17 protein-coding genes and 2 pseudogenes are annotated in these 23,201 nt (G+C 69.8%); 17 read left to right on the top strand and 2 right to left on the bottom strand.

Annotated features, from left to right (window positions below; all coding sequences use genetic code 11):
- Window positions 1-2,012: 2,012 nt before the first annotated feature.
- Window positions 2,013-3,725, bottom strand: coding sequence for a M20 family metallopeptidase (locus FJ309_02045; GenBank protein MBM3953399.1), 1,713 nt, complete (start codon window positions 3,723-3,725; stop codon window positions 2,013-2,015).
- On the opposite strand from FJ309_02045, the gene FJ309_02050 reads away from it, so the two are divergent.
- The 17 genes and pseudogenes from FJ309_02050 to FJ309_02130 all read left to right on the top strand — a co-directional run bounded on the left by FJ309_02050 (window position 3,409) and on the right by FJ309_02130 (window position 22,213).
- Window positions 3,409-4,476 carry a nuclear transport factor 2 family protein gene (locus FJ309_02050; protein ID MBM3953400.1) on the top strand — a complete coding sequence of 356 codons (1,068 nt, stop codon included), beginning with the start codon at window positions 3,409-3,411 and terminating at the stop codon, window positions 4,474-4,476. The two genes, FJ309_02045 and FJ309_02050, sit on opposite strands and share 317 nt — an antisense overlap.
- 59 nt (window positions 4,477-4,535) lie before the next feature.
- Window positions 4,536-5,336, top strand: a complete 801-nt coding sequence (locus FJ309_02055) for a hypothetical protein (protein MBM3953401.1) — start codon at window positions 4,536-4,538, stop codon at window positions 5,334-5,336.
- A 344-nt stretch (window positions 5,337-5,680) separates the two neighbouring features.
- Window positions 5,681-6,076, top strand: a complete 396-nt coding sequence (locus FJ309_02060) for an NADH-quinone oxidoreductase subunit A (GenBank protein ID MBM3953402.1) — start codon at window positions 5,681-5,683, stop codon at window positions 6,074-6,076.
- A pseudogene (locus tag FJ309_02065) lies at window positions 6,067-6,540 on the top strand (NADH-quinone oxidoreductase subunit B). Before FJ309_02060 ends, FJ309_02065 begins: the two are co-directional and overlap by 10 nt.
- Before the next feature lie 282 nt (window positions 6,541-6,822).
- The gene (locus FJ309_02070) at window positions 6,823-7,326 is read left to right on the top strand and encodes an NADH-quinone oxidoreductase subunit C (protein ID MBM3953403.1); all 504 of its coding nucleotides are present in this window, start codon (window positions 6,823-6,825) and stop codon (window positions 7,324-7,326) included.
- A gap of 35 nt (window positions 7,327-7,361) precedes the next feature.
- Window positions 7,362-8,582: an NADH-quinone oxidoreductase subunit D gene (locus FJ309_02075; protein ID MBM3953404.1), complete on the top strand. Its 1,221-nt coding sequence runs from the start codon at window positions 7,362-7,364 to the stop codon at window positions 8,580-8,582.
- 46 nt (window positions 8,583-8,628) lie between these two features.
- Window positions 8,629-9,138, top strand: a complete 510-nt coding sequence (locus tag FJ309_02080; GenBank protein MBM3953405.1) for an NAD(P)H-dependent oxidoreductase subunit E — start codon at window positions 8,629-8,631, stop codon at window positions 9,136-9,138.
- 1 nt (window position 9,139) lies between these two features.
- Window positions 9,140-10,495 (top strand): NADH-quinone oxidoreductase subunit NuoF, encoded by a 1,356-nt coding sequence (nuoF, locus tag FJ309_02085; GenBank protein MBM3953406.1) that lies wholly within the window; start codon window positions 9,140-9,142, stop codon window positions 10,493-10,495.
- Window positions 10,495-12,141: a 2Fe-2S iron-sulfur cluster binding domain-containing protein gene (locus FJ309_02090; protein MBM3953407.1), complete on the top strand. Its 1,647-nt coding sequence runs from the start codon at window positions 10,495-10,497 to the stop codon at window positions 12,139-12,141. The genes nuoF and FJ309_02090 overlap by 1 nt, the downstream gene beginning before the upstream one ends.
- Window positions 12,138-13,442 carry an NADH-quinone oxidoreductase subunit NuoH gene (gene nuoH, locus FJ309_02095; protein MBM3953408.1) on the top strand — a complete coding sequence of 435 codons (1,305 nt, stop codon included), beginning with the start codon at window positions 12,138-12,140 and terminating at the stop codon, window positions 13,440-13,442. The genes FJ309_02090 and nuoH overlap by 4 nt, the downstream gene beginning before the upstream one ends.
- Window positions 13,439-13,993, top strand: coding sequence for an NADH-quinone oxidoreductase subunit I (locus FJ309_02100; protein ID MBM3953409.1), 555 nt, complete (start codon window positions 13,439-13,441; stop codon window positions 13,991-13,993). The genes nuoH and FJ309_02100 overlap by 4 nt, the downstream gene beginning before the upstream one ends.
- Window positions 13,990-14,769 carry an NADH-quinone oxidoreductase subunit J gene (locus FJ309_02105; protein ID MBM3953410.1) on the top strand — a complete coding sequence of 260 codons (780 nt, stop codon included), beginning with the start codon at window positions 13,990-13,992 and terminating at the stop codon, window positions 14,767-14,769. Before FJ309_02100 ends, FJ309_02105 begins: the two co-directional genes overlap by 4 nt.
- The gene (gene nuoK / locus FJ309_02110; GenBank protein ID MBM3953411.1) at window positions 14,769-15,221 is read left to right on the top strand and encodes an NADH-quinone oxidoreductase subunit NuoK; all 453 of its coding nucleotides are present in this window, start codon (window positions 14,769-14,771) and stop codon (window positions 15,219-15,221) included. The genes FJ309_02105 and nuoK overlap by 1 nt, the downstream gene beginning before the upstream one ends.
- Before the next feature lie 69 nt (window positions 15,222-15,290).
- Window positions 15,291-16,610: pseudogene (locus FJ309_02115) on the top strand (NADH-quinone oxidoreductase subunit L).
- 1,021 nt (window positions 16,611-17,631) lie between these two features.
- Window positions 17,632-19,410 (top strand): NADH-quinone oxidoreductase subunit M, encoded by a 1,779-nt coding sequence (locus FJ309_02120; GenBank protein MBM3953412.1) that lies wholly within the window; start codon window positions 17,632-17,634, stop codon window positions 19,408-19,410.
- The gene (locus tag FJ309_02125; GenBank protein MBM3953413.1) at window positions 19,152-21,131 is read left to right on the top strand and encodes an NADH-quinone oxidoreductase subunit N; all 1,980 of its coding nucleotides are present in this window, start codon (window positions 19,152-19,154) and stop codon (window positions 21,129-21,131) included. The genes FJ309_02120 and FJ309_02125 overlap by 259 nt, the downstream gene beginning before the upstream one ends.
- Entirely contained in the window at window positions 21,128-22,213 is a 1,086-nt protein-coding gene (locus FJ309_02130) for an Mrp/NBP35 family ATP-binding protein (GenBank protein MBM3953414.1), read from the top strand. The genes FJ309_02125 and FJ309_02130 overlap by 4 nt, the downstream gene beginning before the upstream one ends.
- Window positions 22,214-22,229: 16 nt before the next feature.
- Here FJ309_02130 and FJ309_02135 read toward each other — a convergent pair whose 3' ends face one another.
- The gene (locus tag FJ309_02135) at window positions 22,230-22,760 is read right to left on the bottom strand and encodes a gluconokinase (GenBank protein ID MBM3953415.1); all 531 of its coding nucleotides are present in this window, start codon (window positions 22,758-22,760) and stop codon (window positions 22,230-22,232) included.
- Between the last annotated feature and the right edge of the window lie 441 nt (window positions 22,761-23,201).

Consider the following 23,201-nt stretch of genomic DNA (forward strand, 5'->3'; position numbering starts at 1 on the left):
GAATCGCTTGCGACGCCCAAGGCCACGCCCTGGCGACGTCGTCAACTCCCTGCCGAACACCCCGCCATTGCCGCACGTTTGCCCGACGCACACGCCGCGCCGGTCAGTGCCGCCACACTCACGCCAACGTCACTACGCAGGCGATCGCCATCAGCGACGCCGCGAGTGCCAGAACCAGCGAACTCGACAACCGCTCTCCATCGCCGCGCTGCGGATGACGACGATCCAATCGTCTGTCAGGGGCGTCCTCCGACCGCGGGGATGACGGCGGGCTGAACCGCTCGCCGTCATCCCGGAAGTCGTACGATGCCGCGACGACCGCACTCGTGTGATCCAAGGAAACCCCCCATCCACTGCTCGACGGCTCGGCCAAGCCGGCACGCCGATCGGCGTCGCCAGGCGACGACTCGCCGGCGACTGCCGACCTCCCTGCACGTCCCCTGAATCGTCGATCGATCTGCAACACGGCAAAGCCCCTCCTGCGCACCGGCCGTTGAGAAACCCCTCCCAGCCGACGGTCGCCCGTCAGGATCGCGATCCAATCCGTCACACGACCCACAGCACCGCCATGAAAAACGTGATTGGCAACGCACACAACGCGACATCGGCACGAGTCAGCGCCGTGCGCCATCGTGTCATCAGTCCGAGTCGTCGCTTCACGCCACGTGAATTCGGCATACGCATCTCCTTTCCGTTCGCTCCTGAAATTGGCTCTTCATCCAGTTGCTCCGGTCAATCGCCCCGCTCCGCGCCGCGGTCCCTATCGCCGCAGGGCGGGGGAACAGCGTTGCCACCCTGTCGCGTTCAATCGGTCGCCGCTTGGTGACCGCCATGCCAAACGGCAAGGGAGGTCACGGCCGCGGAATCGATCCACGCGATTCAGGGACGGCTCAAACCATCGAGACGCTCGTCAGCAGGATCGCGATCGGCACCACGCTCGGCACGAACTGGGACACGAATCGACCCACCTTCGACCGACGTTCCATCGGGCTCCATGAACCGGTGATCACCCGCGATGCAATGGCACTCATCACACGATCCTCCTCAACGGGTAGGTACAGACCTGTCGCGTGAACGATTCGCAATCGACGCTGTTCCATGAATGGGCGGTCGCAACGGCGACGGCTGGACTGACACCGCCGAAAACGGTGTCTCCGCTGAGTCCGCGTGCCGATCGGTTGCCGGATCGGAAGGTGGCCGTCGTGCGGAGATCCGGGCGCACGTGACGAGGCACGGCTTGCGGGTCACGACGAACGAACGGCTGCCCGATACCGTGCGCCGCGCCGTTGCCCCACGCCTCGCGCCATCGGCGGGGCATTTCGACTCAGGCGTTTCATCTCCTCGCTGCCCCATGCAGAAGCCCCGCGCTCCGGGCGCACGCTCGGCACACAATCGGCGGCGCGGGAGAGCCTGCGGTGGTGTTCGAAGGTTTTGGGATCGCGCCACGAAACACCGGCCAATTTGGGGGAAAACCGCCCATCCGGGGAGCCAACGCGCGGCCCTGCCCAGACACATCACCACCGGCCAGACCTACCGCCTGAGCTCCACCCTGCTTGAAGCCACCTCGCCACCGACCCGACGTTGGAGAACGGCATCGCGCGGCTGGACACCTCATGTGCCCCACGCCACCGACACGATCCGCCCCAGCCAAACTTCTCCGGCGCTTCCGGAACCCGTCCCGGACAACGCCGTGGCTGGCAGGCGACATCGCCATGAACGGCCGGAGACAACAGTGCAACCGTCGTGCCAAATGGCACCACCACTCGGTGCCAGGTGCCAAAATCCACTGAAAAACCCATAGAACCGCGGGAAAATGTTGATTTCCTACGGAGGGCATGCCAGGAGGCCAGGTTTTCGGACTTCTCGCCCGTGGGGTGATTCGCTCCAGCGCCTATGCGGCGAATCGCCCCATGCCGCGAGCGCTCAGCCCCGAGCAGCCAGTCCCAGCTGGCTCTGGTGCGATTCACACCACCGGGCGGAGCGGCACGAAGATGCCGGTTGCCATACCGATTTCAGGCGAGAACCAAGCCGACCAGGGCGGCAGCTGCGGCTTCCACCTCGTGGAGAGCGATCGATTCCGCGGCCGTGTGCGCCTCGTCGATCGAACCGGGGCCAAAGACGACGCTCGGTATCCCTGCCGCGCTGTAGATGCTGGCATTGGTTCCATACCGGGCCGCGCCGATCGGGCAGTCCCACCCGATGGCACCGACAGCCGCCGCGAGGAGATCGCGCGGGCGTTCACCCGCCAAAACGGGGAGTTGTGACTGGTCGGGTAGCCCCCCGCTCTGCAGGAACGGAGCGTCGTGCTCGACCCACTCCGAGGGGCACCGTTCCGCGATCCGCTCCATCACCTCGACGCGCGCCGCCGACGGGCTTTCCCCTGGCACGAGACGGCGGTCGATTTCGAGCACCACCCGATCGGGCACCAGATTGACGCCCATCCCGCCCTGAACCGTGCCGACGTTGAGCGTCGGCGGCCCGCAGGCGTGCCCAGGGGATCGCCCGGCCAAATCGGCTGCGAGTTGCTCGAGGACACCGATCACCCTCCCTGCCCGATAGATCGCGTTGGCACCCCGTTCGGGAAAGGCACTGTGGCACGAACGACCATGGACCACGATCCGCCACCTGACGGCACCTTTGTGGGTGGTGACGATCGCGAGCCCTGTCGGTTCGGCGACGATCGCGACCCCCGGCCGACGGCCGATCAGATCGCGGACGGCAAGATCGCCCGGCTCCGGTTGAGTCCAGGCCCGCGCGAGCGCCCGCGCCCCGGAAAACCCGAATTCCTCGTTGACTGTCGCCACGAACACGATCCCAAACCGTCGCGGCCTCGATGCCGTCCGGAGGCGCTCGATGGCGACGAGCATGGCAGCCATACCACCTTTGACGTCGCATGCTCCGCGGCCGAACAGCCGCCCGTCGACCACGGCCGGGGAAAACGGCTCGATCGTCATCCCTTCCGCGGGGACGGTGTCTTGATGAGCGTCCCAGAGGATGACCGGAGCGTCGACGAGGGTCGCGTCGAGGCGGGTGACGACGTTGTCACGCCCCGGATGAACGGTCTGTCGCGCCCACGGCAGGCCCGTCGCCGTGAAACGGTGGGCCAGATAATCACCGACCCGCCGTTCGAGGTATTCCGGCCCCGAGACGTCGCGCCCCATCGGATTGACGCTCGGCCGACGGACGAGGTCGGCGAGCGTGACGGCCACGTCATCGGCCCCTGGAAACGGGGGCCATGTCCCGGCGCCGAGCATGTCTGTCTCCGTCCCGCGTGGTACCATTGGGGTCGAAACGGCGTCGTCCGACTGATGGCCCGGGTCTGGGCCATCCCATCCCCGCGACGCCCCGTCGAATACTGGGGCGCTTGCCCCAGTGCACCTGCCACTGCGGGCGGCGGTGACTCGGGCGATGGTCACTCGTGGGGGTATGCCAATGGACAATCGTAAACGCTCCGGGGAATCCGCGGCCGCCCCGCGGTCGTGCGACCACCTGCCACGTCTGCTCCACCGGCGCCGGGATGTGGTCATCGCCAGCCTCGTCGCGCTCCTGGTGCCGGCGGGAGTGGCGTCGTCCCAATCGCCCCGCCCCGCTCCCGCAGCCGCGGCGGCTCGCGGCAACGACGCCGTGATCGCTGAAATCGGAGCCGCCAGCCGGTCGTACCTCGACGCTCTGGAGCGGGGGGATGGCCCGGCGCTCGCCGCACTGTGGACAGCCGACGGCGACATCGTCGACGAATTCGGCACCGTCCGGAACGGCCGGGAGTCGGTCGCCGACACGAAGCCCAACGACGGTCCGGACCGGGCGCTCGCTCTCGGCGTCAGCAACGTGACGATCCGGTTGGTGGCCCCCTCGGTCGCCATCGAAGACGGCACCGTCGAGGTCGCGTCGCCGACCGGCGGCGCGGTTCGCCGCGGTCGATTCACCGCCACCTGGGTTCGGCAGGACGATGGCTGGAAGCTGGCCGGCGTGCGCGAGAACCGCTTCGAGTGGGGCGACGAACTGGAGGAAATGAGCCAGCTGGACTGGATGGTCGGTGACTGGGACGTGATCGACACCGTCGCCGCCGAAGGGGAGTCGAACAACGCCAACACCCCTCCGCAACCGCGACTGCACGTGACCGTCAGGTGGAGCCCGGCCCGCGCGTTCCTGATCAGGGAGCTGCGCAGAGGAGGGAATGACGGCGAGACACTCGTCATCACCCAGTACATCGGCTGGGATCCGGCTTCCCGGCAGATCCGCTCCTGGACGTTCGGCGAGGACGGTGGCCACGGCGAGGGGGTTTGGAACTGGGAGGATGACGCCTGGTTCGCGAGGACCTCGACGGTGCTCCCCGACGGAGCGCGGACCACGAGCGTCAATGTCTATCGCTTCGACGGCGACGACCGCTGCTGGTGGCAGTCGTTGTCCACCGACGTCGCCACGCAGAACACCGCCCCTGTCACCGCGATCATGGTCAAGCGGAAACCGACCCGCTGACACCGCTGCGGGCCGGTGGATCGGTCACCCTGGAATCATCCGTGCGGAGCGTCCAACCGATGACAACCCCTGTCGACACCGGCCCGGGCACCCCTGCGGCCCGGATTTTCCCCCGCGTCGGCGCGCGGCTGGCGCCGTGCCTGCTCGTGGCTGCCTTGGCGACCGGTTCGATCGCCGCTGGCCAGCAGCCAGGGGCGGCCGACGCCCAGCGTCCCCGGGCCGTCGATGCCGACGACGACTTCGAGCGCAAGGCGGCCGTGCTGCAGAGCTCACGGTGGCGCCGCGCGGTGTTCGAGCTCGGCGAGTGGCTCTCGGCACAGCAGATCTACACGCCGCAGCAGGTCAACCAGATGAAGGCCGACTTCAATCGGCGCGTCGCGGCGATGTCGGCCGAGGAGCTGGACGCCCTGCTCGACGACCTCGAAACGAAGTTCAAGGTGATGGATTCGCCCGAGGCGAAGGACGCCCGTAACTGGGTCGGTCAGTACCTGTCAGCGATGAGCGATTCCCGCCGGCAGCAGGCGCTGCGGAACGTGCCCGACGTGGTGGCGATGTCGGCCAGTCAGCTGGCTGAGGAGATCAAACGCATCGAGCAGCGCCGCGACTCGCGGCGCCAGCGCCAGCAGGACTTCGACCAAACCCGCCAGGCACGCGTCGCCGGGGCCCAGGCCAATCGGCAGGCTACCTCCCAGGCGATCGCAGCGGCCCAGGCTCAAGCCGCGTCGCAGGCGGCGTACTCCCCCTATCGCCGTCCGAACAACGACGGAAAGCTTCCCTTTTCCAACGTCAACCGCAACGCCGGCGGGTTCGGTATCGGCTTCGGATTCGGGTGGGGTGGGCTCGGTCTCGGGGCGTTTTGACCCGGTGACCGCCGCGGTCCGGGTCGGGATCGGTCATGGACTCGGTCTATGCCACTCCACGGATGGGTCTATCCCCCATTCAAGACCTCCTGCCCCGCTCGTCGGCGACTCGTTGACGCTGTATAACTGTGAGCCCCCCGGCAAACCGGCACGACCGGAACAGGGGGAACGGCGGCTTTTTTTTCGGTCCGACTTCGTGATGTTTTTCACGAAGTCTATTTTCCCGGCCGATTGATTCATTTTTCGGCTCGTCGCTCGGTCGCGCGGGGTTCTTCCCGATCGTGCCGACCGGTGCGGCGGCCGTGTCGGTCCACTTTCCTGCGGGTGTCACGGCGACTCGTCCCATGGATGCCATTCTCCCCGTCCTGCTCTTCGTGGCGATCTCGGCGGCGGTCGCGGTCGGGCTGGTGGGAGCGGCCAGCCTCGTCGGACCGAAGCGCACAAGCGCCGTCAAGCAGATGCCGTACGAGAGCGGCATGGACCCGGTCCACGACACGCGCCGGCGGTTCGACGTGCGCTTCCATCTCGTGGCGATCACCTTTCTCGTCTTCGACGTCGAGTTGTTGTTCCTCTATCCGTGGGCGGTCGCGAGCCGGTCGTCGGCGGGGATCGACGGCGCCGTCCGCGACGGGCTCGTGAGTGGGCGTGGTCTGGTGTTCGGCGCGGCCATGGCGTTCATTGCGATGGTGATCGTCGGCTTCGCCTACGACTGGCGCAAGGGGGTGTTCCGATGGCGTTAGAGCTGCCCGAGAACGTCGTCGTCAGCCGGCTCGACGAATTGGCGAGCTGGTGCCGGAAGAACAGCCTCTGGCCGATGCCGTTCGCCACCGCCTGCTGCGGGATCGAGCTGATGGCCACCGGCGCCAGCAAGCACGACCTCGCACGGTTCGGTGCCGAGGTGTTCCGCTTCAGCCCGCGGCAGTGCGATCTGATGATCGTCGCCGGCCGCGTGGTGATGAAGATGCTGCCGGTGCTGCAGCGGATCTGGCTGCAGATGAGCGAGCCCAAATGGTGCATCTCGATGGGCGCCTGCGCGAGCACCGGCGGCGTGTTCGACACCTACGCCGTCGTCCAGGGGATCGATCGGTTCATCCCCGTCGACATGTACGTGCCGGGCTGCCCACCGCGCCCCGAGCAGCTCATCCAGGCGATCATCGACCTGCAAGACAAGATCCAGCGCGAGGGAACGATCACGGGACGCGAGTTCGACACCCCCGAACGCCAACTCCGCAAGCGGGCCCTCGTCGAGGCGCTGGGGCCGATCGAGGCCGATGCGGCCCGCAACCCGATCCTCCAGCGGCGACTGGCCGAAGCCGGGGCACCCCACGCATGATGCCGACGCGTTCCGACCGATCCCGAGCCCCTCGCGTCACCGCCCACCTGCGGAGCGGACGGAACCGTGCTGCGTGCAGCGTCGGCGTATGGCCGGTCGCGTGTGTCGCCCCACGGAGGGACCCGAGCGATGGATGAGACTTCCGCCGGGGCCATGTCTGCCGCCGCCGCGACACCGGCGCATCACGGCGTGGCGGAACGGTTCGGGGGCACTCGGCAGCCTCCGTTCCGTGGCCAGGAGCGCGTCGATATTCCCGCCGATCGCGTTGGCGAAGCGTTTTGCTTCCTGCGTGACGACGGCTACGACCTGCTCGTCGACGTCACCTGTGTCGATTACCTCGAGTACCGCGGCGCGAAGCACCGTTACGGGCTGGTCTATCTGCTCGCCGCGACCGCCGACAACCGGCGGCTGACAGTGCGCGTGTTCCTCGACGATCCGGCGCCGACGGTCGCCTCGGCCGCTCCGGTCTGGCCGGCGGCGAACTGGCTCGAGCGCGAGGTCTGGGACATGTTCGGGATCCGGTTCGAAGGCCATCCCGACCTGCGCCGGCTCCTGCTCCCCGAGGTTTTCACCGCCCATCCCCTGCGGAAGGACTATCCACTCCAGGGCCGCGGCGAGCGCCACAATTTCCCGATCCTCACCCGCGACGACGGCTGATCCCGGTCCCCCCACCATTCGAGCGCGTGAACCAGATGTCGATCGCCGAGCCCCGCGCCGCCGCAGCGACGAAGCGTTCCGAGGAATACCTCTGGACGCTGAACTTCGGCCCTCAGCACCCCGCCACCCACACCACCCTGCGGCTCGTGCTGCAGCTCGAGGGGGAGCGGGTCGTGGACGCGATGCCCGAGATGGGCTACCTCCACTCCGGCTTCGAGAAGATCGGCGAGCACCTCACGTTCAACCAATACGTGACGGTCACCGACCGGATGAACTACATCTCGCCGATGGCCAACAACGTCGCCTGGCACCATGCCGTCGAGACGCTGCTCGGCATCCAGCTCACGCCGCGGTGCAAGGTCATCCGCACGATCATCGCGGAGCTGGCGCGGATCAGCGACCACCTGCTGTGCAACGGTGCCGTCGGCCTCGACACCGGCGCGTTCACGTTCTTCCTCTACGGCTTCTACCAGCGCGAGGTGATCTACGACATTTTCGAGACGCTCTGCGGGGCGCGGTTCACCAACAGCTACACGCGCGTCGGCGGCGTCTCGCACGACTTCACCGCGCTGGTGATCGAGAAGATCCGCTCGTTCCTGCGGACCTTCCCCAAGACCCTCGACGACATGGAGCGGCTCCTCACCCGCAACCGGATCTTCGTCGACCGCACCAAGGGGGTCGGCGTGCTGTCGCGCGAGGAGGCGATCGCACGCGGCGCCACCGGCCCGGTGGCCCGGGCGAGTGGGGTGACGCGCGACCTGCGCAAGGACGAGCCCTACCTCGCGTACGCCGATTACGATTTCCGCGTCTGCTGCGCCGCGGCCGGCGATTGCTACGCCCGCTACCTCGTGCGGATGCAGGAGATGCGCGAGAGCCTGAGGATCGTCGAACAGGCGCTGGAAAACCTCCCCGCCGGCCCGGTCAACGTGGGCATCGACCAGCGCACCGCCCTGCCGGCGAAAACCCAGGTCTATTCGACGATCGAGGGGACGATCTCGCACTTCGAATTGGCGATGAGCAATCGTGGATTCGAGGTCCCCTGTGCCGAGTCGTACGCGGCGATCGAGGCCCCGAACGGCGAGTTGGGCTTCTACGTCGTCGGCGACGGATCCGACCGCGCCTACCGGGCGCGGTGCCGGCCGCCGTCGGTCCTGCATTTCGCGCTGTTCCCGTACCTGATCCGCGGCCACACGCTGTCCGACGTCGTCGCCGTCCTCGGCAGCCTCAACATCATCGCCGCCGAGCTCGACCGTTGACCCCTACCCCCGCCCCGCCGCCGCGCGGGCCCACAGAAGCCTACCGATGATCGCCCCGCCCGTACCCCAGCGGAAAGTCCTCACCGACGACATGGTGGCCCGGATCGAGGCCCTCGCGCCCCGCTACCCCGACCGCCGCGCGCTGACGCTGCCGGCGCTGCACATCGTCAACGCCGATTTGCGGCACGTGCCCCTCGAGGCGGTCGTCGAAATCGCCGCCGTCCTCGGCCTCGCCCCCGCCGAGGTCCAGGACACGCTCACCTTCTACCAGTTCTTCCACCAGGACAAGCCGCACGGCAAGGTGCGCGTCTTCGTCTGCCGCTCGATCTCCTGCGCCCTGCGCGGCGGCGACGAACTGCTCACCGGGGTATGCCGGAAATTCGGCATCGAGCCCTACGGCACGACGGTCGACGGTGAGCTGACGATCGAGCCGGCGGAGTGCCTCGGCGCCTGCGATTTCGCCCCGTGCATGCTCGCCAACGACGATCTCCTCAGGAACATGACCCCCGAGACGGCAGCGGCCGAGCTCGTCAAACCACGCGCGAGGGCCACCTGACATGCAGCCATTCCAACCGGTCCTTCTCGAGGCGGTCGGGATTCCCGACGGCCATGGCCTGGCCAGCTACCGCAGCCGCGGTGGCTACGCCCCCCTCGAGCACGTCCTCCGCGACAAGAAGCCTGCCGACGTCATCGAGACGGTGAAGGCATCCGGGCTCCGCGGCCGCGGCGGCGCGGGATTCCCGACCGGGCTCAAGTGGACGTTTCTTCCCAAGGACCACCCCGGCCCGATCTACCTGTGCGTCAACGCCGACGAGAGCGAACCCGGCACGTTCAACAACCGGATCCTCATGGAGGACGACCCGCACCAGGTCCTCGAGGGGATCGTCCTCTCCGCGTTCGCGACCCGGGCGAGCACGGCCTACATCTACCTCCGCTACGAATACCCCCGCAGCTGGCACCGGCTGCAGGGAGCGATCGACGAGGCCTACGCGGCCGGGCTCCTCGGCCGGCGGATCCTCGGCAGCGATTTCTCCCTCGACGTCCACCTCCACCGCGGTGCCGCGGCCTACATCTGCGGCGAGGAGACGGGCCTGATCGAGAGCCTCGAGGGCAAGCGGGCCTGGCCACGGATCAAGCCGCCGTTTCCGGCGATCGAAGGGTTGTTCCGCAAGCCCACGGTCGTCAACAACATCGAGACGATGGCCTGTGTCGCGCAGATCTTCCGCCGCGGTGTCGAGTGGTTCCGGTCGATCGGCGTCCCCGCCGACCCGGCCAATCCCCGCGATCCGGGCAGCTACGGCCCCAAGCTGTACTGCCTGTCCGGCCATGTCGAACGCCCCGGCTGCTACGAGGCTCCGCTCGGGATCACGGCCCGGCAACTCATCGACGGCCATGGCGGCGGCGTGTGGAAGGGGCGGAAAGCGAAGGCGGTGATCCCCGGCGGGATCTCGATGGGGCTGATGACCGAAAGCGAGCTCGACACGCCGCTCGATTTCGCCGGACCGGGAAGGGTCGGGTGCCTGGGGCTGGGAACGGCGGCAGTGGTCGTGATCGACGACCAGACGAGCATCGTCGACGTGCTCCACAATTCGGCCCGGTTCTTCGCCCACGAGTCGTGCGGCCAGTGCACCCCCTGCCGCGAGGGCACGAGCTGGTCGCTGCGGATCCTCGAGCGGATCCGCGCCGGCAAGGGAAGGCTGGCCGACCTCGATCTGCTCCTCGAGATGGGCAACACGATGGGGATGATGCCCGGCTCGACGATCTGCGGGCTCGCCGACGGCGCCGCCTGGCCGATGAAGAACGCGATCAAGAAGTTCCGCGGCGAGTTCGAGGACTCCATCCGACGCACCAATCCCTCGGGCTGGATGGTCACCGATCCCGTTCCCGCCCTGCAGATCGTGGGAGCCCACTGATGCCGACCGTCATCGTCGATGGACGGGAGATCGAGATCGGGGCCCACGAGCGCCTCAACTGCATCGAGGCCGCGCGCCGGGCCGGCACCGAGATCCCCCACTACTGCTGGCACCCCGGGCTGTCGGTCGTCGCCAGCTGCCGGATGTGCCTCGTCGAGACCGGCTCGCGCGACGCCGCCACGGGCAAGATCACGATGGTGCCCAAGCTCGTCCCCGGCTGCCAGACGCCGGCCAAGGACGGCACCGTGATCGTCACCGACAGCCCGCTGGTGCGTGAGAGCCGGGCGCGGGTCGAGGAAGCGCTGCTCATCGATCACCCGATCGATTGCCCGATCTGCGACAAGGCCGGGGAGTGCCTCCTCCAGGACTACCACTTCCAGCACGGCCAGCCGCAGCGGCGCGCCGATCTCCAGCCGTTCCACAGCCGGCGGCGCGACGTCGGCCCGACGGTCACACTGTTCGTCGATCGCTGCATCATGTGCACGCGCTGCGTCCGCTTCACCCGGGAGGTGTCGGGCACGGCCGAACTGATGGTCACCAGCCGCGGTGCCAAGGAGGAAATCGACTCCTTTCCCGGCTTCCCGCTCGACAACAAACTCGCCGGTAACGTCGTCGACCTGTGCCCGGTGGGCGCCCTCGGCGACAAGGACTTCCTCTACCAGCAGCGTGTCTGGTTCCTGAAGCGCGAGGCCAACGTCTGCGGCGGCTGTGCCACCGGCTGCTCGATCGTCACCGAACACAACCAGGACACCGTCTACCGGCTCAAGCCGCGGGAGAATCCCCACGTCAACCGCTGGTGGATGTGCGACGACGGCCGCTACGGCTGGCACCACCTCCACGACCCGGCGCGGGTGGCCGAGGTGACGCGCCGTGCCCCCGGCGGCGAATCGGCCGTCGACTGGCCCGATGTCGTCTCCCGGCTGCGTGCCGATCTGGCCGCGGCCGGTGGCTTGGCCGTCGCGGTTTCGCCGATGCTGACGGTCGAAGAGGCCTGGATGCTCGCCGCGGTCGCCCGCGAGATCGACCCGGCTGCACTGCTCGCCCTCGGGCCGGTCCCCCACGGCGGTGCCGACGAGACCTACCCCGGCGGCTTCACGATCCGCGCCGAGAAGTGCCCGAACCGGCGCGGCGTCGAGGCGGTCCTGGCCCACTTCGGCCCGGGGATCTCGCGCTGGGACGACCTCCTCGACCACGTCCGCTCGGGGCGCGCGAAAGCCGTCTGGATCACGGCGGCCTATCCCGGGCCGTGGATCGACGCCGCCACGGCCGCGGCGTTCGCCGGGCTCGAGTGCCTGGTCGTCCAGGATCTGTTCGCATCGCCGCTGTCCGACCTCGACGGTGGCGGCGCGGTCCGCTGGCGCCTCCCCGCCGTCGGGTTCGCCGAGCGGGCCGGGACATGGGTCAACGCCGGCCACCGCGCGCAGTGCTTCGAGCAGGCGATTCGTCCTCCGGCCGGCGTCTGGCCCGAGGGGCGCTTGCTCTGGAACATGCTCGGGCGCCGTGGGTTGTACGATCCTGCCGTCATCCGCCGGGAGATCGCCGCGGCGGTCCCGGCACTGACGGTGCTCGGCGACGAGCTGCCCGCCACCGGCCTCGACCTGCGGATCTTCCAACTGGCCGCCACGGAGTCGGCGACCCACTCATGAACTCCCTGCTCCCCAATGCGACGACGATCGCGGCGCTGGTCAAGATCGGACTGCTCGTCGGCGGTCTGATGACGGCGGCGGCCTATCTCGTGCTCCTCGAGCGCTGGATCGCGGCCTGGGTCCAGGACCGCAAAGGGCCCAATCGGGTCGGCATCCCGCTGACCGACATCCGCCTGTTTGGGCTCGGTCAGCCGCTCGCCGACGGCTTGAAGATCATCCTCAAGGAGGATTTCACTCCCTCCCACGTCGACCGCGTCCTGTACCACGCGGCCCCGCTGTTGATCCTCGCGGCCTCGCTGGCGATCTTCGCGGCCATCCCCTTCGGCAGTGTCCTGCCCCCCTTGGGCCTCGCCGGGCTGCCCGATCCGGTGCCGTTCCTGGTGGCGCCCGGCCTCGACGTCGGCGTGCTGTGGGTCTTCGCGCTGTCGAGTATCGCCGTCTACGGTGTCCTTCTCGGCGGCTGGGCGAGCAACAACAAATACGGTTTTCTCGGCGGGCTCCGCTCGAGCGCCCAGTTGGTCGCCTACGAGATCCCGCTCGGAATGGGTTTGCTCGGGGTCGTACTGGCCGCCGGGTCGCTGCGACTCGACCGGATCATGGAGGCGCAGGCCGCGAGTGGCGTGTGGTACGCATTCGCCCAGCCGCTCGGGTTCGTCGTGTTCCTCGTCGCCAGCTTCGCCGAAGCGGCGCGGCTGCCGTTCGACCTGCCCGAAGCGGAGCAGGAGCTCGTCGGTGGCTACCACACCGAGTATTCGGGGATCCGGCTGCTGCTGTTCCTCGTCGCCGAGTTCCTCCACATGATCACGGCCGCGTTCCTGATCGTGATCATGTTCCTCGGCGGCTGGCACCTGTGGGGAGTGACCGGCGCCGGGACCGAAGTCACCTGGGCGGGGGCGCTGCTGCGGTTCGCCATTCTGTCGGCGAAGATCCTCGGCGTGATCGTGTTCTTCATGCTGGTCCGCTGGAGCTGGCCGCGGTTCCGCTTCGACCAGCTGATGAACCTCGCCTGGAAGGTGATGCTCCCGCTCGGCCTGGCCAACCTTGTCACGGTGGCGGCGGTCGAGGAGCTGCGGCCGTGGCTGGTGGGGCGGCTCGGCTCGTCGGCGGCCGGATGGCTGGCCGTCGGTCTCCCCTGGGCGACGTTCCTCGTCGGCTGGATCGTGGCCGGCGTGTTCACCCCCAGCGGCACCGACAACACGCCGATCCTCACCCACGGTCCGCTCGACGCCGAGCACGATCTCGACCACGACCCGCTGGACGACATGGCCGGCGGCCACCGCCTGGAGGCAAGCCCGAGATGAAGCCGACCGATCCGCAGATCGTGTGGTTGGAGGAGAAGCCGCTGGGGCTGGCGGAGCGACTCTACCTGCCGCTGTTCGTCCAGGGGCTGGCGACGACCGCCCGCCACATGGTCAGCCCGAAGGTCACCGTCAGTTTCCCCGACGAACGACCGACGGTGGGCAATCCGCTCATCTACCGCGGCGTGCACCGGCTCAACAAGGACGAGCAGGGACGCGTGCAGTGCGTCGCCTGCTTTCTCTGCGCCACCGCCTGCCCGGCCCACTGCATCGACATCGTCGCGGCGGAGAGCCCCTGGCCTGACCGGGAGAAGTATCCCGAGAGCTTCCAGATCGACGAACTGCGCTGCATCTTCTGCGGAATGTGCGAGGAGGCCTGTCCGGTCGACGCGATCGAGTTGACCAGCCTCCTCGACCTGACCGGGCGGAGCCGCGAGGAGATGATCTTCGACAAGGAAAAACTCCTCAGCGTCTACGACATCACCAAGGATGCCGAGCCGATGAAGTCGGCCGGCCACGCGACCGCCTCCGCTCCCGGAGGACACACGCCGTGACCCTTCCCGACGGTGCGACACCGCTGTTGCTGGGGTCGGTCGCGGCGTTCGCCGCGAGCCTCTGGCTCCTGCTGCCGTCCGTGCAGCGCGCCGGCTGGCTGGAGCGTTGGAGCAGCCGGCTGGGGGCGGCGCTCGGCGTTGCCGCGCTCGCCGGTCTGGCGCTTGCCGGGCGCCGCCTCGGCGGACTCGGCGAAGAGGCGGTGTTCCAGATCGTGGCCGCGGTGGCGCTCGTCGGCGGAGCCGCGACGGTGGTGACGCGGTCCCCGGTCTACGCCGCGATCTGGTTCGCCCTTGCCCTCGCCGGCGTCGCGGGGCTGCTGTTGGTGCTCGGGGCGCAGTTCCTCGGTGTCGCCACGATCGTCGTCTACGCCGGCGCGATCCTCGTGATGTTCCTGTTCGTTCTCATGCTCGCGCAGCCCACGGGCCTGGCCCCCTACGACCGCGTATCCAACGAGCCACTGCTCTCGGCCGTCGCCGGGGGGGTACTCCTGGCCCTGCTCACTGTGTCGATCGGCCGTCTCTCGGCTGAGCCCCCGGCCTGCTGCCAGGTACCGTCGCGGGCCGATGCGGTCGCCGCCGCGGCGGTTCCCGCCCGCCCCGCTGACCCGGCGGCGCTGGATGCCGATGCCGTGGCTCGGCTGGGTGCGGAACTGTTCGGCCGGCATCTCGTCGCCGTCGAGGCAGCCGGCGTGCTGTTGCTGGTGGCCCTGGTCGGCGCGATCGCGGTCGTCTCGCGCGGCGAGGCGGCCGAGTCGGCGGAAAGGGGGGCGGCGTGATGCTGGCGGCGGCGTTCCCTTCGTTGATCCACGGCGCGCTGGTCGTCGGAGCCGTGCTGTTCGTTCTCGGGTTGGTCGGGATCCTCACCCGCCGCAACCTGATCGTGATGTTCCTCTCGGCCGAACTGATGCTCCAGGGCATCTCGGTGAGCCTCGTCGCCTGGAGCCGGTACCACGGCGACTTCGGGGGCCACGCCCTGGTCGTGTTCGTCCTCACCGTGGCGGCCTGCGAGGCCGCCGTCGCGTTGGTGTTCGTGCTCCAGGCCTTCGCCCGCACCGGTCGGCTCGACTCGGCCGCCTGGCAGAGCCTGCGCGACACCGAGGTGCCGCGCCGCATCGACCGCGAATTGCCTGCGACCGACACCGTCGCCCCGGTCTGGCCACGGCTCACCCCGTCGGGCGTCGAGCCGGCCCACGACGACAGCGCCGAACCCTCCCGGGAGCACGTCTGACGGCCAGAGTTCCGTCGGCCGGCCTGGTGCCGGCCATCCCGATCCCTCCCTCACCGGCTCCCGATCTCCATGCGTTCCCTGCTCCTCGTCCTCGTGCCACTGCTCCCGCTCCTGGCGGGGTTGGTGACCGTCTTCGCCGGCCGGCGCCTCGGTCCGCGCGTCCACCTTCCCGCAGCGGTCGGCATCGGTGCCGCGGCGATCGCGGCGCTGTTCCTGCTGTTCACCGCCGGCGGAGCGGCGGGCACCGGCCACGACACGGCGGCGCCCGTCGAACACACGGTCGACCTGTGGCGCTGGGCAACGATCGACGGTGCGCTGACGCCGGCCGACGGCTCGGCGCCGCGGCCACTGTCGCTGGGCGTGACGCTGCGCCTCGACCCGTTGACCGCGACGCTGCTGGTGGTGATCACCTCGATCGGCCTGCTGGTCGCGGTCTATTCGATCGGCTACATGCACGACGATCCCGACCAGCCACGGTTCTTCGCACTGGTGTCGATGTTCGTGTTTTCGATGGCGATGCTCGTCGCCTCGAGCAGCTTCCTCCTGGTGTACGTCTTCTGGGAGGCAGTCGGTGCCTGCAGCTACCTGCTGATCGGATTCTGGTACCGGCGCCCCGAGGCGGCCCGGGCGGCGAAAAAGGCGTTTCTCGTCAACCGCGTCGGCGACTTCGGCCTCGCCATCGCCGTGTTCCTCCTCTGGCTCACCTACGGCACGCTCGATTTCCACGACACCCGCCTGGCCGACGGCACGCTGGTGCCGGGGATTCTGGGCGCGGCCCGGCTCGCCGACCCGACGGCGATCGTCGGCGGGGCGATCGGCACGGCGATCTGCCTGCTCCTGCTCCTCGCCGCCTGCGGCAAGAGCGCCCAGGTGCCGCTGCACGTCTGGCTCCCCGACGCGATGGAGGGCCCGACGCCCGCCAGCGCGCTGATCCATGCCGCCACGATGGTGACCGCCGGCGTGTACCTCGTGACGCGCTGCGCCCCGCTGTTCGTCGCCGCACCGGGGGCATTGGCGGTCGTGGCGCTGGTCGGGGCGACGACGGCGCTCGTCGCCGGCCTGATCGGCACCGTCCAGACCGACCTCAAGCGCGTGCTCGCCTACTCGACGATCAGCCAGCTGGGCTACATGTTCGCCGCCCTCGGCACCGGCACGCTCGGCGGCTTCACCGCGGGCATCTTCCATCTCGTCACCCACGCCTGCTTCAAGGCCCTGCTGTTCCTCGGCGCCGGGTCGGTGATGCACGCCATGGGGGGCGTGATCGACATGCGGCGGTTCGGCGGGCTGTGGACGGTGATGCCGGTGACGCGGGCGACGTTCCTCGTCGGCGCCCTGGCGCTGGCGGGTGTGCCACCCTTCGCCGGCTTCTTCAGCAAGGACGAGATTCTCGCGGCCCTCCACTCCCGCGGCTGGCCCGACGCACACGCCAGCGGCCACCACGACGAATCCCCGGCGGCGGCCACCCCTCCCGCGGTCCGCGTCGCCACGTGGGACCGCCGTGCCGCCCCCCCGACGATCCCGGTCGCCTCGGGATCGGCCGCCAGCCACCGTGCCGTGGCGGTCTCCGCAAGCGGCGGCGCTGCGGCAGCCGGGCCTCTCGACTGGCTCGCCGGTCCCCGGCTCTACCGGACGCTGTTTTGGATGTCGCTGTTCACGGCTGGATTGACCGCCTTCTACACCTTCCGCGCGGTCTTCATGACGTTCACCGGTCCGCTGCGGCTTCCCCCCGAAGCGCATGGCCACGGCGCGCATGGCCACGACGACCATGGTCCGTCACATGGCGGGCATGGCGGGCATGCTGGGCATGGCGCCGCCGGGCACGAGCCAGCCGGCGGCCATCGGACGGCGGTGAGCCACGAGTCGCCGCCGGTGATGACCCGTCCCTTGGTGATCCTCGCGGTCGCGTCGTTCCTGGCGGGCGTGGTGCTGTTCATCGGCCATGGACTGGCACGGTTCCTGGCCGCGACCCCGTCGCTCGCCGCCGCGAACGTCGCCGCCACCGCCGTGCCGCCGGTGTTCCACTGGGACCTGGCGATCCAGGGCACGCTGGCAGCCGCGATCGGCATCGCCTTGGCGGCGATCGGGCACTACGGCCGGCGCAGCGACGGCCCGAGCGTGGAACGGTTCCTCGGCCCGCTCCAGACGCTGTTCGCACGCCGCTTCTACTTCGACGAGGTCGAGCACGCGGCCGTCGTCCGCCCGCTGGAATGGCTCGCCGCCGTGGCGGCGACGGTCGACCGGGTGGTGATCGACGGGCTCGTGCGCTCCGTGGCCCACGTCCCCGTCGCCCTCGGGGGCGTCGTCCGCCGATTCCAGGGGGGGGTGCTGCAGCGTTACTCCCTGGCCGGTGTCGTCGGCGTGCTCGGGATGCTCGTGGCGCTGGCCTGGAACCTGTGGCTCTGAGGCACGCATGAACGGCTTCTCCACCGCCACGCTCCTGATCCTCACGGTCGTCGCGCCGCTGGTCGGCGCCGTCGTCGCCTGGGGCATGGCCTCGCGCGGCCCGCATGCCGTCCGGCAGAGTGCCCTGGTGACCGCTTTGGTGACGCTCGGCCTGGTGGCGATCCTCGTCCTCCGCGGGCTCGCCGATCCGGCCCTCCGCTCGGGCGGAGCGTTCGCCGTGTCGACCGTCCCGTGGTTCACCGACGGGCCGTTCGACGTCCGGTTGTCGCTCGGACTCGACGGCCTGTCGCTGTGGATGTTCGCCCTCTCGGCGCTGCTGACCGTCACCGCGGTGCTCGTCAGCTGGAACTCGGTCCGCGAGCACGTCGCGGCGTTCTACGCGCTGCTCCTGCTGCTCGAGGCGGCGATGCTCGGCGTGTTCGCGGCCCGCGACGTGATCCTGTTCTACGTCTGCTTCGAGTTCACGCTCGTGCCGCTGTTCTTCCTGATCGGCATCTGGGGCCACGAGGAGCGGCGCCGGGCGGCGGTGACGTTCTTCCTCTACACGCTGGCCGGCAGCGTGCTGTCGTTCGTCGGCCTGCTGGCGATCGTCGTCTGGAATGCCTCGCACACCGGGCAGCTGACGTTCGACATCGCGGCCCTGACCGCCGGGGTCCGGGCCCACCCGTTGCCGATGGACGGCACGGGGGGCTGGCTACAGTGGCTGGTGTTCCTCGCCCTGCTGGCGGGGTTCGCCATCAAGGTGCCGATCATCCCGTTCCACACGTGGCTGCCCCTGGCCCACGTCGAGGCGCCGACGGGAGGCAGCGTCGATCTGGCCGGCGTGCTGCTCAAGCTGGGGATCTACGGCTTCCTGCGGTTCTCGCTCCCGATGCTCCCCGAGGCCAGTGCCGTCGCGGCCCCGTGGCTGTTCGCCCTCGGCGCGGTGGGGATCGTCTACGGGGCGCTGGTGGCGCTGGTGCAGACCGATCTCAAGCGGCTCGTGGCCTACTCGTCGGTGAGCCACATGGGCTACATCGTGATGGGGCTGTTCGCGCTGGAACCCGCCGCCGTCGAGGGGGCAAATCTCCAGCTCGTGAACCACGGGCTGTCGGCCGCGGGGCTGTTCGCACTGGTGGGGATGATCTACGAACGGTTCCACACCCGGTCGATCCCGAACCTCGGCGGGCTCGCCGCCCGGGCGCCGTGGCTGACGACGATGTTTGTCCTGTTCACGTTCGCGAGCATCGGCCTGCCCGGCCTCAACGGGTTCGCGGGCGAGTTCCTCATCCTCGCCGGATCGTTCCAGCGGGCCTGGCAAGGTGTCGCCGCGGAGTGGCGGCCGGCGTATCTGCTCCTCGCCGCCGGCGCGGTGGCCGGCCTCGTCCTCGGCGCCTGGTACATGCTGTGGGCGGTCGAGCGGGTGTTCTTCGGGGCGGAGCGGCGTGCGGCCGACTCCCACGGCCATGGGGCGACAGGCGCGCTGCACGCGGCCCACGGCGGGCGGAGCCACGACGGCGTGTTCACCGCCCCGGCCGCCGATCTCGAATGGCACGAATGGGGTGCGATCGCACCGCTGGCCGTCTTCGCCCTGTGGATCGGCTTGTTCCCCGGGGCGTTCCTCGGCCCGGCGTCCGCCGCGGTGCGTGGCGTCACTGGCGCGGCCGGGGAGCGGTTCGCCGAGCGGATGCACCTGGGCGCGCCAGCGCCGCCCCACGCCGCCCGAGCGCATCCCCGCGCCGCCGAGCCGGTCGCCATGTCCGATCCCAGGACGGCGCCGCCCGCCCCCACCCCAGGCCAGCGATGACCCCCGCCACCTCCCCCACGACCTTCTGGCTGTTGACCCCGGAGATCATCCTCGTGATCGCCGCGCTGGCGGTGTTTCTCGGCGGCGCGTTCGCGGGTCTCCGGGCGGGGTGGCTCGTGGCCCTCGGCGGCATCGTCGCGGCCCTGTTCGTGGCGACGGTGGCGGCACCGGCCGACGGGGTCTCGGGCCCGCTGACGATCGACGGTTTCTCGGGGTTCGTCCGCTCGCTCGTGCTCCTCCTCGGAACGCTGGTGGCCCTCGTCCAGGCAGGAGACGGATTCCGGCGCGCCGTGCTGCGCGAGGCACAGCCCTACCAGTCCACCGCCGAGGAGGCGGGGGTGTTTCTCCTCCTGGTCACCGGGTTGTCGCTCGCCGCCGTCGCCAACGACCTGGTGTTGCTGTTCACCGGGCTGGAACTGGTCTCGATCCCGACGGCGATCCTGCTCGGACTGAAGCGGACCGATGCCGCGGGCCAGGAGGCGGGCCTCAAGTATTTCTTCCTCTCGCTGGTGGCCTCGTCGCTGTTCCTGTACGGCGTCGTTTGCCTGTACGGCATCGGTGGCTCGACCGAGATGGCGACGATCGGTGCCCGGCTGCGGTCGGCCGAGCCCGGCACGGTGGTCATCGGCGCGGCGCTCGTGCCGCTGGCTGCAGGTCTGATCCTCGCCGGTGCGGCGTTCCGGCTCGCCGCCTTCCCGCTCCACTTCTACGCCCCGGACGTCTACCAGGGCACGAGCCCGGGCAACGCGGCGCTGTTGTCGACGCTGCCGAAGGTGGCCGGCGTGATCGTGTTGTTGCGCCTGGCAGGGCTCGCGATCGGCCCGGTCGACGGTGCACCGGTGGGGTATGCAGCCACCGCCACGCTCGACCTGCTGTGGCCCGCGGCCGCGGCGCTGGCGGCCGTGAGCATGACGATCGGCAACGTGATGGCTCTCGGGCAGACAAACCTCCGCCGCCTCCTGGCCTGCTCGTCGATCGCCCACGCCGGTTACCTGCTGGTCGGCATCGCCGCGACCGCGGCACTCGGCTCGTCGGCCGCCACCGGCGGTGCCGCGCCCGGAGGCGCGATCAGCGGCGGCGGCGCCACCCTCTTCTACCTCGCCACCTACGCGGTGGCGACGATCGGCGTCTTCGCGGCGCTGACCTACCTCGGCCATCGCTGGCCGGTGTGGAGCGCCGCGGTCCCACGCCCGCCGCGCGAGGAGGTGTCGACCATCGCCGATCTCGACGGCTTGTCCGCGACCAATCCGATCGTCGCCTTCGCGATCGCCGTCTGCCTCCTCAGTCTCGCCGGGATCCCGCCGCTTCCCGGATTCTGGGGCAAGCTGTCGCTGGTCACCTCCGCCCTCGAGGTCGACGCCGGCGGCTGGAGCCCGCGCCGCCTCGCCTTCGTGGCCCTCGCCGTCACGCTGGTGGTCAACGCGGCGATCGCCGCCGCGTACTACCTGCGGATCATCGCCGCCATCTACTTCCGCAGCACCGACCGCGGGGTGCAGTCCGACGGCGGCGTGGGCGCGGGGGTGGGAATGATCGCCTGCCTGGTGCTCGTCGGTCTGTTCACCATCCATCCACAGGGCTTGTTCCGGGCGGCGCGGCGAGCCGGAGGCGCCGTCCTCGGCGCGCAGGCGACGGCGGCCGCAGCCACGCTCTCCTCCCCGTTTTCCGCGGTCGCGACGGTGGCCGTGGATGCCGCGGCGGCCCCAGAACCGAGGCTGCCATGAGGGTTCCCGAAACTGCCGCGGTCACGGCGCTGGTGGCCGAATTCGCCGATCCGGAGACCGGACGCGGCCTCGGCCCGATGGGGCAGATCTGCAGCGTCGCCGCCGGTCCCGACGGGATCGCCGTGACCATCGCCCTCACCTCCCATTCCGCGCTCCTCTGGCAGGCCACCAGGGCGCGTCTCGAGGAGCGCCTCCGCGCGGCGTTCCCGTCGGCAGGGCCCGTCGTCATCACCGTCCAGAACCACGAGCGGGCCCCGGGCAAGCTCGGCCAGGTCGGCCTCGAGGCGAAGAGCGTGATCGCCGTCGGGTCGGGCAAGGGGGGCGTGGGCAAGAGCACGGTCGCCGTCTCGATCGCCATCGGGCTGGCGCGGGCCGGCAGCCGCGTCGGCATCCTCGATGCCGACGTCTACGGCCCCAGTGTGCCGCATCTGGTGGGCTTGTCGGGACGGCCACAGATCGACGGCGGCCGGATCCAGCCGCTCCACCTCGAGGTCGGCCCCCATCCGCTGCCCGTGATGTCGATGGGGTTCCTCATCCCGCCGGGCGAGGCGGTGGTGTGGCGCGGGCCGATGCTCCACGGGGCGATCGCCCAGATGCTCCGCGACACCGCCTGGGGGCCGCTCGACTACCTCGTCATCGACATGCCCCCGGGGACCGGGGACATCGCCCTGTCGCTGTCCCAGGTCCTCCCGCTCACCGGCGCGGTCGTCGTCTGCACACCGCAGGACGTCGCCCTGCTCGATGCCACCAAGGCGATCGCGATGTTCCGCAAGGTGCAGATCCCGCTCCTCGGGATGGTGGAGAACATGAGCTTCTTCCTCTGCCCGGGCTGCGGCAAGCGCTACGACATCTTCGGATCGGGCGGGGCACGACGGACGGCCGCCGACCTCGACATCCCGTTCCTCGGCGAAGTGCCGCTGCAGATGGCGATCCGCGAGCACGGCGATGCCGGCCGCACGGCGGCAAACTACGACGACGACGCGAGCCGCCCGTTCTTCACGGCGATCTGCGAGCGGCTCGTCGGCAACCTCGCGGCGGCCCACGCCGCCCGTCCGCCGCTGCCGTCGCTTCCGGTGTTGTGAGCGGGCGCGACGGTGCTCAGCACGCCAGCTCCCTGAGGATCGTGGCGACGATCGCGTCCGGGGTGTGGGCCACGTCGACGACGATCGGGTGTTCGTCGCCGCCGGGCCGCTCGAGCGTGGCCAACTGGCTGTCGAGGAGACTGGCCGGCATGAAGTGGTCGCGCCGCGCGGCGATCCGGCGGCGGATCAGCTCCGGGTCGCCGTCGAGATGGACGAGCCGGACTCCCGGCAACCCGCTGCCGAGGCGCTGGCGGTAGGCCCGCTTGAGCGCCGAGCAGGCGAGGACGATCGCCGCGCGGTCGGGCCCGGCGAGGATGGTTTCGACCAACCCGCGCAGCGCCGCGAGCCACGGCGCGCGGTGGTCGTCGGTGAGCGGCAGGCCGGCGCGCATCCGCTCGACGTTGGCGGGGGGATGGAAATCGTCGGCGTCGTGGAACGCAGCGCCGAGCTGCGCGGCGAGCAACCGGCCGACGGCCGACTTCCCGACACCGCTGACCCCCATCACGATCACCACGCGTGGGTGCATGTGGTGTTCCTTGTCACGCATGCCGAACAAGCCTCAGCTCGGGCTCTGCAGAGGGGGACGCCCCTCTCGCCTCTGCCCTCGCATCGACCCGCAGCCAGTGGGTGACGGGCCGATGCGAGGGCGACGGCGGAGGGGCTTCGCGGGTCCCTGGGAACATGTCAGTGGATCGATCCGTCACCGCGTCATTCCTTCTTCGACTTTTCCGGTGTGCCCCCTCGGCGTTCCCACCGCCCGGCGCAAGCGGAACGAGGCCCTGGAGGGCTCGTTCCGGACCCGGAAACTGCAACTGCCCGCACCCACCCGCCGCCGGATGCGGCGGGCGCCGGGCGTGGGAACCCTCGGCGTTCCCACCGCCCGGCGCAAGCGGAACGAGGCCCTGGAGGGCTCGTTCCGGACCCGGAAACTGCAACTGCCCGCACCCACCCGCCGCCGGATGCGGCGGGCGCCGGGCGTGGGAACCCT

Source organism: Planctomycetota bacterium (assembly GCA_016872555.1).
Taxonomy (GTDB): Bacteria; Planctomycetota; Planctomycetia; order Pirellulales; family UBA1268; genus F1-20-MAGs016.

Coding starts and splice junctions, on each gene's coding strand:
- FJ309_02125 (MBM3953413.1), top strand. CDS start 19,152: ATGGCACGAATGGGGTGCGATCGCACCGCTGGCCGTCTTCGCCCTGTG.
- FJ309_02075 (MBM3953404.1), top strand. CDS start 7,362: ATGTCGATCGCCGAGCCCCGCGCCGCCGCAGCGACGAAGCGTTCCGAG.
- FJ309_02045 (MBM3953399.1), bottom strand. CDS start 3,725: ATGTCGCCGTCGGCTGTCCACAGTGCGGCGAGCGCCGGGCCATCCCCC.
- FJ309_02135 (MBM3953415.1), bottom strand. CDS start 22,760: ATGCGTGACAAGGAACACCACATGCACCCACGCGTGGTGATCGTGATG.
- FJ309_02050 (MBM3953400.1), top strand. CDS start 3,409: ATGGTCACTCGTGGGGGTATGCCAATGGACAATCGTAAACGCTCCGGG.
- FJ309_02120 (MBM3953412.1), top strand. CDS start 17,632: ATGAACGGCTTCTCCACCGCCACGCTCCTGATCCTCACGGTCGTCGCG.
- FJ309_02090 (MBM3953407.1), top strand. CDS start 10,495: ATGCCGACCGTCATCGTCGATGGACGGGAGATCGAGATCGGGGCCCAC.
- FJ309_02060 (MBM3953402.1), top strand. CDS start 5,681: ATGGATGCCATTCTCCCCGTCCTGCTCTTCGTGGCGATCTCGGCGGCG.
- nuoF (MBM3953406.1), top strand. CDS start 9,140: ATGCAGCCATTCCAACCGGTCCTTCTCGAGGCGGTCGGGATTCCCGAC.
- FJ309_02100 (MBM3953409.1), top strand. CDS start 13,439: ATGAAGCCGACCGATCCGCAGATCGTGTGGTTGGAGGAGAAGCCGCTG.
- FJ309_02080 (MBM3953405.1), top strand. CDS start 8,629: ATGATCGCCCCGCCCGTACCCCAGCGGAAAGTCCTCACCGACGACATG.
- FJ309_02055 (MBM3953401.1), top strand. CDS start 4,536: ATGACAACCCCTGTCGACACCGGCCCGGGCACCCCTGCGGCCCGGATT.
- nuoK (MBM3953411.1), top strand. CDS start 14,769: ATGCTGGCGGCGGCGTTCCCTTCGTTGATCCACGGCGCGCTGGTCGTC.
- nuoH (MBM3953408.1), top strand. CDS start 12,138: ATGAACTCCCTGCTCCCCAATGCGACGACGATCGCGGCGCTGGTCAAG.
- FJ309_02130 (MBM3953414.1), top strand. CDS start 21,128: ATGAGGGTTCCCGAAACTGCCGCGGTCACGGCGCTGGTGGCCGAATTC.
- FJ309_02070 (MBM3953403.1), top strand. CDS start 6,823: ATGTCTGCCGCCGCCGCGACACCGGCGCATCACGGCGTGGCGGAACGG.